General features: G+C 66.4%; 14 protein-coding genes. 7 read left to right on the top strand and 7 right to left on the bottom strand.

Annotated elements, in window-relative coordinates; genetic code table 11:
• Nucleotides 1–4 precede the first annotated feature (4 nt).
• The 3 genes from AC3A6Y_RS32360 to AC3A6Y_RS32350 all read right to left on the bottom strand — a co-directional run bounded on the left by AC3A6Y_RS32360 (nt 5) and on the right by AC3A6Y_RS32350 (nt 3,798).
• The gene (locus AC3A6Y_RS32360) at nt 5–1,384 is read right to left on the bottom strand and encodes an alpha/beta fold hydrolase (RefSeq protein ID WP_487872315.1); all 1,380 of its coding nucleotides are present in this window, start codon (nt 1,382–1,384) and stop codon (nt 5–7) included.
• An 88-nt stretch (nt 1,385–1,472) separates the two neighbouring features.
• Nucleotides 1,473–2,588 (bottom strand): acyl-CoA dehydrogenase family protein, encoded by a 1,116-nt coding sequence (locus AC3A6Y_RS32355; protein WP_487872314.1) that lies wholly within the window; start codon nt 2,586–2,588, stop codon nt 1,473–1,475.
• A gap of 28 nt (nt 2,589–2,616) precedes the next feature.
• Nucleotides 2,617–3,798: an acyl-CoA dehydrogenase family protein gene (locus AC3A6Y_RS32350; protein WP_487872313.1), complete on the bottom strand. Its 1,182-nt coding sequence runs from the start codon at nt 3,796–3,798 to the stop codon at nt 2,617–2,619.
• Between the two features lie 148 nt (nt 3,799–3,946).
• Between AC3A6Y_RS32350 and purN the strand changes: the two genes are divergently transcribed.
• A complete protein-coding gene (purN, locus tag AC3A6Y_RS32345) occupies nt 3,947–4,531 on the top strand; it encodes a phosphoribosylglycinamide formyltransferase (RefSeq protein ID WP_487872312.1) in 585 nt (194 codons plus the stop codon).
• Nucleotides 4,532–4,660: 129 nt separating this feature from the next.
• Here purN and AC3A6Y_RS32340 read toward each other — a convergent pair whose 3' ends face one another.
• A complete protein-coding gene (locus AC3A6Y_RS32340; RefSeq protein ID WP_487872311.1) occupies nt 4,661–4,912 on the bottom strand; it encodes a DUF1653 domain-containing protein in 252 nt (83 codons plus the stop codon).
• A 26-nt stretch (nt 4,913–4,938) separates the two neighbouring features.
• Here AC3A6Y_RS32340 and AC3A6Y_RS32335 point away from each other — a divergent pair, with 26 nt between their 5' ends.
• From AC3A6Y_RS32335 to AC3A6Y_RS32325, 3 genes are all read left to right on the top strand, one after another.
• Nucleotides 4,939–6,795 carry a M48 family metallopeptidase gene (locus tag AC3A6Y_RS32335; RefSeq protein WP_487872310.1) on the top strand — a complete coding sequence of 619 codons (1,857 nt, stop codon included), beginning with the start codon at nt 4,939–4,941 and terminating at the stop codon, nt 6,793–6,795.
• Between the two features lie 12 nt (nt 6,796–6,807).
• On the top strand, nt 6,808–8,079 hold the full coding sequence (locus tag AC3A6Y_RS32330; RefSeq protein WP_487872309.1) for an RsmB/NOP family class I SAM-dependent RNA methyltransferase: 1,272 nt from the start codon (nt 6,808–6,810) through the stop codon (nt 8,077–8,079).
• Between the two features lie 132 nt (nt 8,080–8,211).
• Nucleotides 8,212–9,426, top strand: a complete 1,215-nt coding sequence (locus AC3A6Y_RS32325; RefSeq protein ID WP_487872308.1) for a DesA family fatty acid desaturase — start codon at nt 8,212–8,214, stop codon at nt 9,424–9,426.
• A gap of 130 nt (nt 9,427–9,556) precedes the next feature.
• Here the strand turns inward: AC3A6Y_RS32325 and rpmG are convergent, their stop codons facing one another.
• The 3 genes from rpmG to trxB form a co-directional block, all read right to left on the bottom strand.
• A complete protein-coding gene (gene rpmG, locus AC3A6Y_RS32320; protein ID WP_007830291.1) occupies nt 9,557–9,730 on the bottom strand; it encodes a 50S ribosomal protein L33 in 174 nt (57 codons plus the stop codon).
• Between the two features lie 11 nt (nt 9,731–9,741).
• Nucleotides 9,742–9,975: a 50S ribosomal protein L28 gene (gene rpmB, locus AC3A6Y_RS32315; RefSeq protein ID WP_086925294.1), complete on the bottom strand. Its 234-nt coding sequence runs from the start codon at nt 9,973–9,975 to the stop codon at nt 9,742–9,744.
• Between the two features lie 179 nt (nt 9,976–10,154).
• Entirely contained in the window at nt 10,155–11,117 is a 963-nt protein-coding gene (trxB, locus tag AC3A6Y_RS32310) for a thioredoxin-disulfide reductase (RefSeq protein ID WP_487872307.1), read from the bottom strand.
• A gap of 163 nt (nt 11,118–11,280) precedes the next feature.
• On the opposite strand from trxB, the gene AC3A6Y_RS32305 reads away from it, so the two are divergent.
• From AC3A6Y_RS32305 to lolA, 3 genes are all read left to right on the top strand, one after another.
• Nucleotides 11,281–11,955 (top strand): Crp/Fnr family transcriptional regulator, encoded by a 675-nt coding sequence (locus tag AC3A6Y_RS32305; RefSeq protein ID WP_487872306.1) that lies wholly within the window; start codon nt 11,281–11,283, stop codon nt 11,953–11,955.
• A 128-nt stretch (nt 11,956–12,083) separates the two neighbouring features.
• A complete protein-coding gene (locus tag AC3A6Y_RS32300) occupies nt 12,084–14,468 on the top strand; it encodes a DNA translocase FtsK (RefSeq protein ID WP_487872305.1) in 2,385 nt (794 codons plus the stop codon).
• Between the two features lie 16 nt (nt 14,469–14,484).
• Nucleotides 14,485–15,123, top strand: a complete 639-nt coding sequence (lolA, locus tag AC3A6Y_RS32295) for an outer membrane lipoprotein periplasmic chaperone LolA (protein WP_487872304.1) — start codon at nt 14,485–14,487, stop codon at nt 15,121–15,123.
• Nucleotides 15,124–15,136: the final 13 nt, after the last annotated feature.

Genomic DNA, 15,136 nt, shown 5'->3' with positions numbered 1-15,136 from the left:
TGTTTCAGTAGCTCAGCTCGAGCACGCTGATTTCGCCCTTCTCGGCCGGCCAGGTGCGGCCGGCCACGCGCTCGCCGTTGAATTCCGCCGTCACGCTTTCCGGCGCATCGCTCGCCAGCCGGATCTTCGAGCTCGAGACCCCGGCGCCCTGCGGCGGAACGCCGGGCAACGCGCTCTGACCGTTGAAGCGCATGGTGTCGCGCTGGGCGTCGAAGTAGCCGCGCGGGCGCGTGAAGATGACCAGGGCCTTGGCGTCGCGGTCGGCTTCGGCGAAGCGTTCCGGGCGCAACTGCACCACGGCGCTGGAGCGCGGGAAGGGGCTGCGGTAGATGTGCGTGGTGGCGTAGCCCGGTGCGCTCAGCACGAATTCATAAGGGGTCGTCGCTTGCCCCGCGAAAGGGCCCCAGCGGCCGTCCGCACCGATGCTCTGGTCCCAGGCGGCTTGGCCCCGGCGGGCGCCGGTCGCCGCATCGACGGCGTAGACGGCCAGCCGCGCACCGACCAGGGGCAGGTTGTTGACGAACGCGCCGCTGGCGGGATTGAGCGGATCGAGCCCGAGGCCCGTGACCCGGCCGGAGAGCGTGACGGTCGATTCCGCCACCGGCTGCAATGTGCGCGGCGCCTCTCCAGTCAGGAAGCGCCAGGTTGCGTCGAAAGCGGCCGGCGAGAAGGAGGTCTCGCGGTGGTCCGCCCGCGGCAGCGCGATGTTGGTCGCCCCCTTGAGCGCCGGTCCGTCGAAGCCGATGTTCGTGGCCGTGCCCTTGGCCCCGATCCACACGCCGTCGGGCTGCGCGTACTTGTCGTTGTTGTCCGACCGGATGGTGAGCCACTTCACGCCCGGCGTCACCTCGTCGCCAGCCGCGTTCTTCGGCGTATTGAGCTGCTGGATGAAGCGGCTCAGGCCTGAAAACTCGCTGCCTTCGCGCAGGCCTTTCACGGCCCAGATGCCGTGCGCCGGATTGCCGCCCAGCACCACATGGCTCACGACCTGGTCGCCGCCGCCGTTCTGCACGTAATTGCGGATGGTGTTGCCGCCGCGCGAGTTGCCGATCAGCACCACCCGGGGCGCGCCGGTGGCCTTCAGCACCCGCTCGACCTCGGCCTTGAGGAAGGCCATCGACTCGGCGGTCGAGCTGCGCCCGGGCTGCGCCACGCCGTCGTCGTCGCGTGCGAGCGGAAAGGGCTGGTCGGGCGCGAACAGCCGGTCGCGCGGCCAGCCGTTCGACTCGAAGCGCCACAGCGTGGTCTGCCACAGCGCCGCCGAATCGCCGTTGCCGTGCATGAAGACGATCGGCGGACGATCGGTCATGGTGGGCACGGAGCTGCAGGCGGCGAGCATGGTCGTGGCGAGGCTGAAGGCGATCAGGTGTCGGCGAGTGTGCATGGAAGCTCCGGCGCAATAAAGAAAGCGCCCGCCAGCACAGGTCTGGCGGGCGCGGCGTGCTATCGGAAGAAGATGGCAGCTCTGCCTGTCATGCAAAGACGCCGGCGCTGTCCTGCATGCGTGACGATACCTCGCCGAGGTGGTGCAAGGTGTCGCCGAACACCATTTCCAGCTGGGTCAGCTTTCGGAAGTAGTGGCTGCCGACGTACTCGTCGGTCACCCCTATGCCGCCGTGCAGCTGCACCGACTGCTGGCCGATGAAGCGCATGGACACGCCCAGCTGGTACTTGGCGCGCGCCATCGCCTGGCGGCGCTCGGCGGCCGGAGCATTGAGCTTGAGGGTCGCGTAGTAGCTCATCGAGCGGGCCAGTTCGAGCTGCATCTTCATGTCGGCCACGCGGTGGCGCAGCGCCTGGAAATTGGCGATGACCGTGCCGAACTGCTTGCGCGTGTTCATGTATTCGACGGTGAGCGCGAGGGTCTTGTCCATCACGCCCACACCCTCGGCGCAGGTGGCGGCGATGCCGATGTCGGCCGCATGCTCGAGTGCCGGCAGCCCGTCCTGCGCCACCAGCGTTGCGGCGGCCTTGTCGAAGACGACTTCGGCCGCGCGGCTGCCATCCTGGGTGCCGTAGCCGCGCACGGCCACGCCGTCTTCGGAGCGCGGGACGAGGAAGAGGGCGATCTTGCCGTCCAGCTGAGCGGGCACGATGAAGGCATCGGCTTCGTCGCCGGCCGGCACCAGGCTCTTGGTGCCGCTCAGGCGATAGGTGTCGCCGTCCTTCGTCGCATTGGCCTCGCAGACGTCGAGCCGGTACCGCGCCTTGCGCTCCTGGTGCGCCAGTACCACCAGCGCCTGGCCGCCTGCGATGCGCGGCAGCCAGCCGTCGCGGGTGTCCTCGTCGGCATGCCCCGCGAGCACGGCGCCGGCAATGAAGGATTGCGCCAGCGGCTCCAGCACGATGCCGCGGCCGAGCTCTTCCATCACCACCATGCCTTCGACCGGGCCCATTCCCAGCCCGCCCTCGTCCTCGGGGATGTAGAGGCCGCCCAGGCCAAGCTCCGCCAGTTCGTCCCAGGCCTCGCGCGAGAAACCGCCCGCGGCCTCGATGCCGCGGCGACGCTCGAAGCCGTAGCCCTTTTCCACCCACTTGGCGACGGCGTCGCGAAGCTGCTGCTGGTCGTCGCTGAAATTGAAGTCCATCGTCTCGTTCCTTGCTGCTGTGTGGCGCTCAACCGAGGACGGTCTGAGCGACGATGTTGCGCTGCACTTCGTTGCTGCCGCCGTAGATGGTGGTCTTGCGCATGTTGAAGTAGGTGGTCGACAGCGGCGCCAGCTCGGGGTGGCCGCCGGGGAAGTCGCCTTGCCAGCCCGCGGCCATGGCCTCGCGGATCAGCGGGAGCGCGAAGGGGCCGGCCGCCAGCATCATGAGCTCGGAATAGCGCTGCTGGATCTCGCTGCCCTTGATCTTGAGCAGGCCCGCGATGTCCAGCGAATTCTTTCCGGAGGTGGCGGCGGAGAGCACGCGCAGAACCAGCATCTCGAGCGCGACCACATCGACCTCGAGCTTGGCGATCTCGTCCCGGAAGCGCGTGTCTTCCCAGACATCTTCACGCTTGGCGATGCGCTTCAGGCGCTCCAGCTCACGCTTGGCGCGGTTGACGTCGGCGATGTTGGTGCGTTCGTGGGAGAGCAGGTGCTTGGCATAGGTCCAGCCCTTGTTCTCCTCGCCGATCAGGTTCTCGGCCGGGACCTCGACGTTGTCGAAGAACACTTCGTTGACCTCGTGGCCGCCGTCCATCAGCTTGATCGGCCGCACGGTGACGCCGGGCGACTTCATGTCGATCAGCAGGAAGCTGATGCCGGTCTGCGGCTTGCCTTCGTTGCTGGTGCGCACCAGGCAGAAGATCCACTCGCCGTACTGGCCCAGGGTGGTCCAGGTCTTCTGGCCGTTCACGATGTACTTGTCACCCTTGCGCTCGGCGCGGGTCTTGACCGAGGCCAGGTCCGAGCCCGAACCGGGTTCGCTGTAGCCCTGGCTCCACCACACCTCGCCGCTGGCGATGCCGGGCAAAAAGCGCTTGTGCTGCTCGGCATTGCCGAAAGCCTGGATGACCGGCGCCACCATCACAGGCCCGAAGGGCACGATGCGCGGCGCGCCGGCCAGCGCGGTTTCTTCCTCGAAGAGGTGCTTCTGCACCGCGGTCCAGCCCGGGCCGCCGAACTCCACCGGCCAGCCGTAGCCCAGCCAGCCCTTCTTGCCGAGGATTCTGGCCCAGCGCTGCATATCGTCGCGCGTGAGCTCCAGGGCGTTGTGCACCTTGTGGGAGATGTCTTGGGGGAGGTTGTCCTTGACCCAGGCGCGAATCTCTTCGCGGAACTTCTGTTCCTCGGGCGTGAAGCTCAAATCCATGCGTTGCCTCGCTGTGTTGGTCGGGCGCCGCGAAGGCGGCGCGTCGGTCTGTCGAACCGATCGGTTTTAGCACGGTCGTGCTTGTTTGCGCTGTCAGCGCGGCGACAAAAGCAGGGGGTGGAAACGAGCACAGATAATCCCGCCTCCCATGAAAAACATCGTGATCCTGATCTCAGGCGGCGGCTCCAACATGGCGGCCATCGTGCGCGCCGCCACGCGTGAGCGCTGGGCCCAGCGCTTCGATGCACGGGTGGCCGCGGTGATCAGCAACAAGGCGGATGCGGGCGGACTGGCGCTGGCGAAGGCACAAGGCATCGCGACCGCCGTGGTCGCGCACCAGGACTACACCAGCCGCGAGGCCTTCGACGCAGCGCTGGCCGATGCGATCGATGCGCACGCGCCGGCACTGGTGGTACTGGCCGGCTTCATGCGCATCTTGACGCCGGGCTTCGTGGCCCGGTACGAAGGCCGCCTGCTCAATATCCATCCTTCGCTGCTGCCGGCCTTTCCGGGGCTGCACACGCACCGCCGTGCCATCGAAGCGGGCTGCAAGGTGGCCGGGCTGACCGTGCACCAGGTGACCGTCGATCTCGACCACGGGCCCATCTTGGCGCAGGCGGCCGTTCCGATCCTCTCGGATGACACGCCCGCAACCCTCGCCGCGCGGGTGCTGACGCAAGAACACAGGGTTTACCCGCAGGCTATTGCAACTTGGCTGTCAGAAACAAACTGACACAATCTGGCTTTCCCCTGGAGAGCACCTTCGTGAATTGTCGTTTTCGACTCAGCCAGGTCGCCGCTGTCCGCAGCCTTGTGACGGCCGTGCGCTGCAGCTGAAGAAAGTCCGCGTTGCGACGCGCCTTCACCTCTGTCCGATCCGTGCGAAGCGCGGCTGGGGCCGGCCGTCGATTTCTACCGACTCGCCGAACATCGCAGCGGGCCTCACCCAAAGGCCCTGGGCGCCGTAGAGCGCGCGATAGAGCGTCATCGGCTCCAGCGTCTCGCTGTGGCGCACGGTGCCCAGCACTTGGTATTCGCCGCCCTTGTAGTGGCGGTAACGGCCGGGCGGGGTCTCGATCAGGGGCGGCAGGTCGTCGTCGGTCGGGGTGCTCATGGGCTTCAAACGCTTAAGGAGTGGGAATGGACCGCGCCGATTTTGTTCACCTCGTGCGCTTGAGCGAGCATGCCAGCGCTGACGACAGCCAAGGCTATCGCCGCGGAGTCGCGGTGTTCGCCGCCCTGGGCTACCTGTGGGTGATCGCCTGCATGGCACTCGCGGTCGGCATCATCGCCTGGGTGCTGCTCTCGCTGGGGCACGGGCGTTTCAATTTCACCAGGGGCTGGCTGCTGCTGTTCGCACTCGGCCTGCTGTGGGCCACGTTGCGGGCGCTGTGGGTTCGGCTCGACGAGCCGCAGGGCGTGCGGCTGGCGCCCGAAGATGCGCCTGAGCTCTTCGAAGGACTGGACCGCATCCGCCGGAAGATCGACGGACCGCCTGTTCACCATGTCTACCTCGACGGCGAGTTCAACGCCAGCATCCGCCAACTGCCGCGCTTCGGCCTCTTCGGTGGCGCCGTCAACTACCTGAGCGTGGGGCTGCCGCTGCTGATGGCGCTGGACCGGCGGCGGCTGCTGTCGGTGCTGGCCCACGAGTACGGACATCTGCGCGGAAACCACGGCAAGCTGAGCGCCTGGGTTTACCGCACGCGCCTGTCCTGGCTCAAGCTCGACGCCAACCTGCAGAACGACAGCGGCGTCGTGGCGCTGGCCTCGCAGGCCTTCTTCCGCTGGTACTTCCCGCGCTTCGCCGCCAAGACCTTCGCGCTGGCGCGCCAGGACGAGTACGAAGCCGACCGCATCTCGGCCCGCCTGCTCGGGCCGGGCGTGGCAGCCGCCGCGCTGGCCGAGATCGCCGTCAAGAGCAACTGGTACGCGAACGAGTTCTGGCCTGCGCATTGGGCGCGCGCGGCCACGGAGGCGCTGCCGGCCGGGCCCTTCGCGGCGATGGAGGTGCAGCTGATCGCACCCGTCGCGCCTGAGCTGGCGCGCGACGCCTTGCGCGGTGCGTTGCGGCGCGTGAGCGATGTCGACGATACCCATCCGGTGCTGCGCGACCGGCTCGAGGCGCTGGACGAAAAGGCGGTGCTGCCGGCCTGGTCGGCCAAGTCGGCACTCGGCCTGCTGGCCGACCGGGCGCGCTGGGTCGGTCATTTCGATGCGGAATGGCGCCGCACTCACGCCAGCGACTGGAAGCAGCACCATGCCTACCTCCAGCGAGTGCGGCAACGGGTCACGGCCCTGGCCGGCGGCGCAGGGCGCAACAGCGCGGACGAAATGGTCGAATGGGCCGACTGCGAGCGCCGCCTGGATGCAAGAGCCGATGTGCGCGGCCGCTACGAGCGTGCCTTGCAGCTCACCCCTGACCACGCCGGTGCGCTGCGGGGCCTGGCGCAAACGCTGCCGGCGAAGGACCGCCCCGCCCGCCTTGCGGTGCTGGACCGGCTGCACGAATCCAGCACCGCCAGCCGCTGGTGGGCGGCCCGGAATGCGGTCGCGCTGCTCGAGGACCCCGATGCCGGGCCGCACGACGAGGCCGCCCTCAAGCGCTGGCGCGAGCGGATGAAGACCGCGGAAGAGGCCGAGCAGCGCGCCTGGGAGGAGATCACGAGCACGCCCTTCTTCAGCCAGATCGCGCACCACGACCTGAACGACTTCGAGCTGGGCGAGTTGCGGGCGGATCTGGTGCGCTGCAAGCCCGCCGCCCGGGCCTGGCTGGTACGCAAGAACCTGCGCGAGTTTCCGTGGCGCCGCGCCTACGTCGTGTTCCTCGAGCTGCCGGGGCTGTCCGATGAGGCGCGTTGGAACCTGTGCCGTGAGCTCGAGCAGACGCTGAGCCTGCCGGGTGCTGCCCTGGTGCTGTGGGCGGGGCATTCGCCGACGCTGGCAGAAATCGAGCAGCAGGCCTTTGCGCCGATCTGGGTTCGCACGGCCGGCTGAGACAATCGGGGCATGCATCCCCGAGCCCTTCTCGAGGCCTGCGCCGAACTGGTCGGCCTGGCCCTCAAATTCGATCACCCGGCCGACCAGGTCGTCTCCCGTTATTTCCGCGAGCACCGCGAACTGGGGCCGCGCGAGCGCGCCACGCTGGCGGAGACGGTCTACACCGTGCTGCGCAAGAAGCTGCTGTTCGACCACATGTCGCCATCGGGCAGCGGGCCGAAGGAGCGGCGCATGGCCATCCTCGGCTTTCACGGTCCGCGCGATTTCCTCAAGAGCGCGCTCAGCGATGTGGAGAAGCGCTGGCTCGACCAGTGCGATGCGGTCAAGCCCGAAGACCTGCTGGAACGCCATCGCCACAACCTGCCGGAATGGCTGGTGGCGCCGCTGAAGGCGCAGCTGGGCGAGGGATTCTGGCCGCTGGTGCAAAGCCTGCAGCAGCCTGCACCGCTGGACCTGCGGGTCAACGCGCTGACCGACAAGCGCCCGGACGTGCAAAAGGAGCTGGGCCTGGCCGGCATCCCGGCCGCCGCCACGCCTTTCTCTCCCTGGGGCCTGCGCGTCGAGGGCAAGCCGGCGCTTGCCAAGCTCGATGCCTTCGCCCGGGGCGCGGTCGAAGTGCAGGACGAAGGCTCGCAGCTGCTGGCCCTGCTGCTCGACGCCAAGCGCGGCGAGATGGTGGTCGATTTCTGCGCCGGCGCCGGCGGCAAGACGCTTGCAATCGGCGCAACCATGCGCAATACAGGGCGCCTCTACGCCTTCGACACCTCGGCGCACCGGCTCGATGCCCTCAAGCCGCGGTTGGCAAGAAGCAAGCTGTCGAACGTGCATCCGGCGGCCATCGCTCACGAGCGAGACGAGCGCATCAAGCGCCTGGCGGGCAAGATCGACCGTGTGCTGGTGGACGCGCCCTGCTCGGGCCTGGGCACGCTGCGCCGCAATCCGGATCTCAAGTGGAGGCAATCGCCCAAGACCATCGAGGAACTGACCGCCAAGCAGGCTGCGATCCTGCAGAGCGCCGCGCGCCTGGTGAAGCCGGGAGGGCGCTTGATCTATGCCACCTGCAGCGTGCTGCCGGAGGAGAACGAGGCCATTGCCGAGGCCTTTGGGACTGCCCATCCCGATTTCGAGGTCCTCGAGGTCGCGCCGCTGCTGGGCGCCCTGAAGGTCGCGAGTCCCGAAAGCCTCTGTGCAGGCGGGGACGCCGGCGCACGGTATCTGCGGCTTTGGCCGCACCGTCACTCCACCGACGGCTTCTTTGCCGCGGTTTGGCAGAAGAAATAGGGCGAAACCCTCAAAGAAGGGCGATTACTTGTTACAGATCAAGGATTTAGCCCCATTTTTGAGGAGCCGCCCTTTAAAATCGATGGTTACCTGAAGGCTGCACCTTCGTGCGGCCATGGAGTACCGAATTCAATGTTGCTTCCTGACTCTGCCATCCTGAGCGCGACCATCGACTGGCTCGGGAACGGCCTGTGGGATCTCACGTGGTGGCAGATCGTGCTGTACACGCTGGCTACCACGCACATCACGATCGCTGCGGTCACGATCTTCCTGCACCGCACCCAGACGCACCGGGCCATGGATCTGGGCCCGATCCCTTCCCATTTCTTCCGCTTCTGGCTCTGGATCGGCACCGGCATGGTCACCAAGGAGTGGGTGGCAATCCATCGCAAGCACCACGCCAAGTGCGAGACCGAGGAAGACCCGCATAGCCCGCAGGTCAAGGGCATCGACGAGGTGCTCTGGCGCGGCGCCGAGCTCTACCGCGCCGAGTCCAAGAACAAGGAGACGATGGCGCGTTACGGCCACGGCACGCCGGACGACTGGCTCGAGCGCAACCTCTATTCGCGCTACAGCTGGCAGGGCGTGGGCCTCATGCTGGTGCTCAACCTGGCGCTCTTCGGTGCGCTCGGCATGGCGGTCTGGGCGGTCCAGATGCTGTGGATCCCGATCACTGCGGCCGGCGTCATCAACGGCATTGGCCACTACTGGGGCTATCGCAACTTCGAGGCGCCCGACGCCAGCCGCAACATCATGCCCTGGGGCCTGATCATTGGCGGCGAGGAACTGCACAACAACCATCACACCTACCCCACCTCGGCCAAGTTCTCGGTCAAGAAGTACGAGTTCGACATCGGCTGGATTTACATCAGCCTGATGCAGAAGATCGGCTGGGCCAAGGTCAAGAAGCTGCCGCCGAAGATGCAGTTGGGCGACATCCAGCCGGTGGCCGACCAGCGGACGCTGGAAGCCGTCATTGCCAACCGCTACGAAGTGATGGCCGGCTACGCTCGCGAGATGCGCCGGGCCACCAAGCAGGAACTGGCGCAGCTCAAGGCCAAAGGCGCTGACCTGTCGGTGCTGAAGGCCGCCAAGCGCTGGCTGCATCGCGACGACGACAAGGTGCCTGCCACCGCCCGTTCGAACCTGGTGCAGGCCCGTGCGGCGCACCCGGTGCTCGACAAGATGGTGACGATGCGCGAGGAACTGCGTCAGCTCTGGCTCAACACCTCGCAGTCCCGCGAGCAGTTGGCCGCCGATCTGGCCGCCTGGTGCCGTCGCGCGGAAGCCAGTGGGATCGCGGGACTGCGCGACTTCTCCACGCGCCTGCGCGCCGCGCGCGCCTGACCGATCCGTCGGGGCTCTTGGGCCCCTGCAAAAAAGCCGGCCTTCGAGCCGGCTTTTTTGTGTTGGACGAATAGAGGGCAATAAAAAACCCGCTGGATCACAGCGGGTTTTCATCCGGAAATCGGCCGAATTACTTCAGCTTGATTTCCTTGTATTCGACGTGCTTGCGTGCCTTCGGGTCGAACTTCATGATCGACATCTTTTCAGGCATCGTCTTCTTGTTCTTGCTGGTGGTGTAGAAATGGCCGGTACCCGCGGTGGATTCCAGCTTGATCTTCTCGCGTCCGCCTTTGCTCGTTGCCATGATTCAGCTCCTTAGGCTTGGCCGCGCGCACGCAGGTCGGCGAGCACGGCATCGATGCCCTTCTTGTCGATCAGGCGCAGCGCTGCGCCCGAAACGCGCAAGCGAACCCAGCGGTTTTCGCTCTCGACAAAGAAACGGCGGTATTGCAGGTTCGGCAGGAACCGGCGCTTGGTTTTGTTGTTGGCGTGGGAAACGTTGTTTCCGACCATCGGGCCCTTGCCCGTGACTTCGCATACGCGTGCCATGTGGAACTCTTTCTTGAACAGCTGGCACCCGGCGCAAGGATTGCGGGGGTGGGTTGCAGCTTGACCTCGCCAGAAACGGGTGGCGGTACCCCGGCTTGCCGACCAGACTCTGCCCCTTGTGAAGAGGGCGCCGAATTCGGCAAAGCCTTGGATTATAGCCCCAACCCCCCGCGAACAGCTCAAAGCGTGCCGTCCTGCTCCAGGAAGCGCTGGGCGTCGAGAGCCGCCATGCAGCCGGTGCCGGCGCTGGTGATGGCTTGACGGTACACATGGTCCTGGACGTCGCCGGCCGCGAAAACGCCCGGAATGCTGGTCATGGTCGCGAAGCCCTGGAGTCCCGAACGGGTGAGGATGTAGCCGTCCTTCATCTCCACCTGGCCCTGGAAGATGTCGGTGTTCGGATGGTGTCCGATCGCGATGAAGCAGCCCTTGAGGTCAACTTGCTCAGTCGCCCCGGTCTGGGTGTTCTTCAGGCGGACGCCGGTCACGCCTGAATCGTCACCCAGCACCTGGTCGAGCGTGCTGTGCAGCTTGAGCTCGATCTTGCCCTCCTTGACCTTCTCGTGGAGCTTGTCGATGAGGATCGGCTCGGCGCGGAACTTGTCGCGGCGATGCACCAGCGTGACCTTGCTCGCGATGTTCGAAAGATAAAGTGCCTCCTCGACCGCGGTGTTGCCGCCGCCGATCACGCAGACTTCCTGCTCCCGGTAGAAGAAGCCGTCGCAGGTCGCGCAGCCGGACACGCCGCGGCCCATGAAGTGCTGCTCGGATTCCAGCCCCAGGTACTTGGCCGAGGCGCCGGTGGCGATCACCAGCGAGTCGCAGGTGTAGGTGCCGCTGTCGCCTGTCAGCGTGAACGGGCGCTTGCTCAAGTCCACCTTGTTGATGTGATCGAACACGATCTCGGTCTTGAAGCGCTCCGCGTGCTCCAGGAAGCGCTGCATCAGATCGGGGCCCTGGACGCCGTGCACGTCGGCCGGCCAGTTGTCGACGTCGGTGGTCGTCATCAGCTGGCCGCCCTGAGCGATGCCGGTGATGAGCATGGGCTGCAAATTGGCGCGGGCCGCATAGACCGCAGCGGTATATCCGGCAGGGCCGGAGCCCAGAATGAGTACCTTGGCGTGGCGTGGAGAGGACGACATGAGTAGAAAACCTAGGTTTGACGCTGCATCAGCGTGTACATTTTCAAGGGTAGATATGGAGTATCACCGTTCGGTTCAAGACCGGGCGTGGGGTGTTTTCAATGCGTGCGATTGTATTAATGCATGGGCTTTTTAATCGCGCGATAGATCCGGGGATTGATGAATGTCGATGCTGTCCAATCTTGAATTGCTCCGCCGCGTGCCGCTGTTCGCCGCGCTCACGCCGGCCCAGTCGGCGAGCATCGCCGATGCGATCGTCAAGAAGCGTTTCAAGCGCGCCGAGGTGGTCGTCGAGCAGGGCAAGAAGTCGGATGCGCTCTACATCATCCTGACCGGCCGCGCCCGCGTGATGAGCACCGACAGCCGTGGCCGCGAGGTCATCCTGGCGACGCTGCATCCCGGCGACTACATCGGCGAGATGAGCATGATCGACGACGAGCCGCACTCGGCCACCGTGCGCACCGAGGTCCAGACCGACGTGCTGATGCTCGGCCGCGAGGCCTTCGCGCGCTGCCTGCCCGAGAACTCCTCGATGTCGTACAACATCATGCGCGGCCTGGTTGCGCGACTGCGCCACGCCGACCGCAAGATCGAATCGCTGGCGCTGATGGACGTCTACGGCCGCGTGGCGCGCTCGCTGCTCGAGTTCGCGGTGGACGACGGCGCCGGCAACCTCAAGGTGCGCGACAAGATATCCCGGCAGGACCTGGCAAAGATGGTCGGCGCGTCGCGCGAGATGGTCAGCCGCGTCATGAAGGACCTCGAGGAGCGTGGCTTCGTCCAGACGCAGACCGATGGTTCGATGATCGTCAAGGAACGGCTCTCATCGCTCGCCTGACCTTCAGGCCGGCGGCCTCGCAGCCGGCCTTCGCATTGCCGGCCCGATGACAACGCGGCCGCGATGGTGTTCGTTGTAGTTTCCGTGCGTTGCTCGCCCGCTCACGCGGGCAGGCGACCGTGCCTTCCATGACCTATTCGCTCAATACCCTTCAATCCTCCGCGTCGGGCGACGCGCAGCCCGTGCGGGCCCGCGCGATGCGCTTCGCGCACGAGATCACGCTGATCGCCGGCTTCGTCGCGTTGCTGTTCTGGCTGCTCGCCATGCTGAGCTTCACGCCCTCGGACGCTGCCTGGTCCACTTCGGGAACCGGTGGCGAGATCAAGAACTGGGGCGGCCGCGTCGGCGCCTGGCTGGCCGATGCCAGCTATTTTCTCGCGGGCTACTCCGTCTGGTGGTGCCTCGCGGCCGGTCTGCGCGTGTGGCTGTCGTCGCTGGCCGGCTGGATGCGCGGCGGCGAATCGACCGCCGCCGAGCAGCCGCCGCGCGGCCGCTTCAACCGCAGCCGCCTGGCCTTCTGGTTCGGCCTGGTGCTGCTGCTGTGCGCCAGTGTGGTGCTCGAGTGGTCGCGCCTCTATCGACTCGAAGCGCACCTGCCTGGCCATGGCGGCGGCGTGCTCGGCTACCTGGTGGGGCCTGCGAGCGTCAAATGGGTGGGCTTTACCGGCTCGGCGCTCATCGCGATCGCCGCCGGCGTGATCGGCTCGGCCTTGGTGTTCCGCTTCTCCTGGAGCCAGATCGCAGAGCGCATCGGCGCGCGCCTCTATTCGCTGTTCGAGTCGCGCCGCGAGAAGCGCGAGATCGCCGAGGACATCGCGATGGGCAAGAAGGCCATGCGCGAGCGTGAGGAGCTGGCCTCGGTGGAGCAGGGCGGCGACCCCGATTCGCCCGATGAGGAATTGCGCATCGTGCCGCGTCCCAAGCGCCGGCCGCCGGCACCGCCGGTGCAGATCGAGCCCGCACTGGCCGAGGTGCCCAAGAGCGACCGCGTCGCGAAGGAGCGCCAGAAGCCGCTGTTCCGCGAGCTGCCCGACAGCAAATTGCCGCAGGTGGATTTGCTCGATGCCGCGCAAGGGCGCCAGGAAACCGTTTCGGCCGACACGCTCGAGATGACCTCGCGCCTGATCGAGAAAAAGCTCAAGGACTTCGGCGTGGAGGTCCGCGTGGTGCTGGCCTCGCCCGGCCCGGTGATCACGCGCTACGAGATCGAGCCGGCCACCGGCGTCAAGGGCTCGCAGATCGTCAACCTCGCCAAGGACCTGGCGCGCTCGCTGTCGCTGGTTTCCATCCGCGTCGTCGAGACCATTCCCGGCAAGAACTACATGGCGCTCGAGCTGCCGAACGCCAAGCGGCAGTCGATCAAGCTCAGCGAGATCCTGGGCTCGCAGATCTACAACGAGGGCAAGTCCATGCTCACCATGGGCCTGGGCAAGGACATCGTCGGCAACCCGGTGGTCGCCGATCTCGCGAAGATGCCGCACGTGCTGGTGGCCGGTACCACCGGCTCGGGCAAGTCGGTGGGGATCAACGCGATGATCCTGAGTCTGCTCTACAAGGCCGAGGCCCGCGATGTGCGGCTCTTGATGATCGACCCGAAGATGCTCGAAATGTCGGTCTACGAGGGCATCCCGCACCTGCTCGCGCCGGTGGTCACCGACATGCGCCAAGCCGCCCACGGTCTCAACTGGTGCGTCGCCGAGATGGAGCGCCGCTACAAGCTGATGAGCAAGCTGGGCGTGCGCAACCTGGCGGGCTACAACACCAAGATCGACGAGGCGAAGGCGCGCGAGGAGTTCATCTACAACCCCTTCAGCCTGACGCCGGACGACCCCGAGCCGCTCAAGCGCGAGCCGCACATCGTGGTGGTCATCGACGAGCTGGCCGACCTGATGATGGTGGTGGGCAAGAAGATCGAGGAGCTGATCGCCCGGCTGGCGCAGAAGGCCCGCGCCGCCGGCATTCACCTGATACTCGCCACGCAACGGCCGAGCGTGGACGTGATCACCGGCCTGATCAAGGCCAACATTCCCACCCGCATCGCCTTCCAGGTGTCGAGCAAGATCGACTCGCGCACCATCCTCGACCAGATGGGCGCCGAGGCGCTGCTGGGCATGGGCGACATGCTCTATATGGCGAGCGGCACCGGCCTGCCGGTGCGCGTGCACGGCGCCTTCGTGAGCGACGAGGAAGTGCACCGTGTCGTCGCTTACCTCAAGTCACAAGGGGAGCCGGACTACATCGAAGGGGTGCTCGAAGGCGGAACCGTCGACGGTGAAGGCGATCTACTGGGTGAAGGCGGCGGCGAAGGCGGCGAGAAGGACCCGATGTACGACCAGGCGGTCGAAGTCGTGCTCAAGAACCGCAAGGCCAGCATCTCGCTGGTGCAGCGCCACCTGAAGATCGGCTACAACCGCGCCGCGCGGCTGGTCGAGGACATGGAACAGGCGGGTCTGGTCAGCGCGATGAGCGGCAGCGGCCAGCGCGAGATCCTGGTGCCTGCGCGCACCGAATGACGGAACACAAGGGATGATGCTGTTGAAGAAAATGTTTGCGGCCCTCGGCCTCGTGACCCTCGCGAGCGGCGCCTGGGCCGGCGGCATGGAAAGCCTCGAGGCCTTCGTGAAGAACACGAAGTCGGGCCGCGCGGAATTCACCCAGACCGTCACCGCCCCGGCCAGGGAGGGGCAGCCCTCGCGCGCCAAGGTGTCGAGCGGCACCTTCGAATTCCAGCGCCCGGGCAAGTTCAGGTTCGAATACAAGAAGCCCTTCGCCCAAAGCATCGTGGCCGACGGCGAAACGCTCTGGCTCTACGACGCCGACCTGAACCAGGTCACACAGCGCAAGCAATCGCAGGCCCTGGGCTCGACGCCCGCCGCGCTGATCGCCTCCGCGGCCGACCTGCGCGCGCTGCAAGCCGATTTCACGCTCGAGGGCGCGCCCGAACGCGAGGGGCTGCAATGGGTCAAGGCCAGTCCGAAGAGCAAGGACGGGCAATTGCAGAACGTGCAGATCGGCTTCCAGGGCGAGGCCTTGGCCTCGCTCGAGATCCTCGACAGCTTCGGTCAGCGCTCGGTGCTCAAGTTCAGCAAGGTCGAAGTCAACCCAACCCTGCCTGCGAGCACCTTCCAGTTCAAGGCGCCGGCCGGCGCGGACGTGATCCGCCAGTAGCGCCGCGCCGCGG

This window comes from Variovorax sp. Soil_C_17, assembly GCF_057657265.1.
The sequence above is the reverse complement of the archived record's forward strand: the minus strand, read 5'-3'. Positions and strand labels throughout refer to the sequence as shown.

Bases quoted from the DNA above. Each gene is read 5' to 3' on its own strand.
- purN (WP_487872312.1), top strand. From the start codon at position 3,947: ATGAAAAACATCGTGATCCTGATCTCAGGCGGCGGCTCCAACATGGCG.
- AC3A6Y_RS32325 (WP_487872308.1), top strand. From the start codon at position 8,212: ATGTTGCTTCCTGACTCTGCCATCCTGAGCGCGACCATCGACTGGCTC.
- AC3A6Y_RS32330 (WP_487872309.1), top strand. From the start codon at position 6,808: ATGCATCCCCGAGCCCTTCTCGAGGCCTGCGCCGAACTGGTCGGCCTG.
- AC3A6Y_RS32340 (WP_487872311.1), bottom strand. From the start codon at position 4,912: ATGAGCACCCCGACCGACGACGACCTGCCGCCCCTGATCGAGACCCCG.
- AC3A6Y_RS32335 (WP_487872310.1), top strand. From the start codon at position 4,939: ATGGACCGCGCCGATTTTGTTCACCTCGTGCGCTTGAGCGAGCATGCC.
- AC3A6Y_RS32305 (WP_487872306.1), top strand. From the start codon at position 11,281: ATGTCGATGCTGTCCAATCTTGAATTGCTCCGCCGCGTGCCGCTGTTC.
- AC3A6Y_RS32300 (WP_487872305.1), top strand. From the start codon at position 12,084: ATGACCTATTCGCTCAATACCCTTCAATCCTCCGCGTCGGGCGACGCG.
- trxB (WP_487872307.1), bottom strand. From the start codon at position 11,117: ATGTCGTCCTCTCCACGCCACGCCAAGGTACTCATTCTGGGCTCCGGC.
- AC3A6Y_RS32360 (WP_487872315.1), bottom strand. From the start codon at position 1,384: ATGCACACTCGCCGACACCTGATCGCCTTCAGCCTCGCCACGACCATG.
- rpmB (WP_086925294.1), bottom strand. From the start codon at position 9,975: ATGGCACGCGTATGCGAAGTCACGGGCAAGGGCCCGATGGTCGGAAAC.
- AC3A6Y_RS32350 (WP_487872313.1), bottom strand. From the start codon at position 3,798: ATGGATTTGAGCTTCACGCCCGAGGAACAGAAGTTCCGCGAAGAGATT.
- AC3A6Y_RS32355 (WP_487872314.1), bottom strand. From the start codon at position 2,588: ATGGACTTCAATTTCAGCGACGACCAGCAGCAGCTTCGCGACGCCGTC.
- rpmG (WP_007830291.1), bottom strand. From the start codon at position 9,730: ATGGCAACGAGCAAAGGCGGACGCGAGAAGATCAAGCTGGAATCCACC.
- lolA (WP_487872304.1), top strand. From the start codon at position 14,485: ATGCTGTTGAAGAAAATGTTTGCGGCCCTCGGCCTCGTGACCCTCGCG.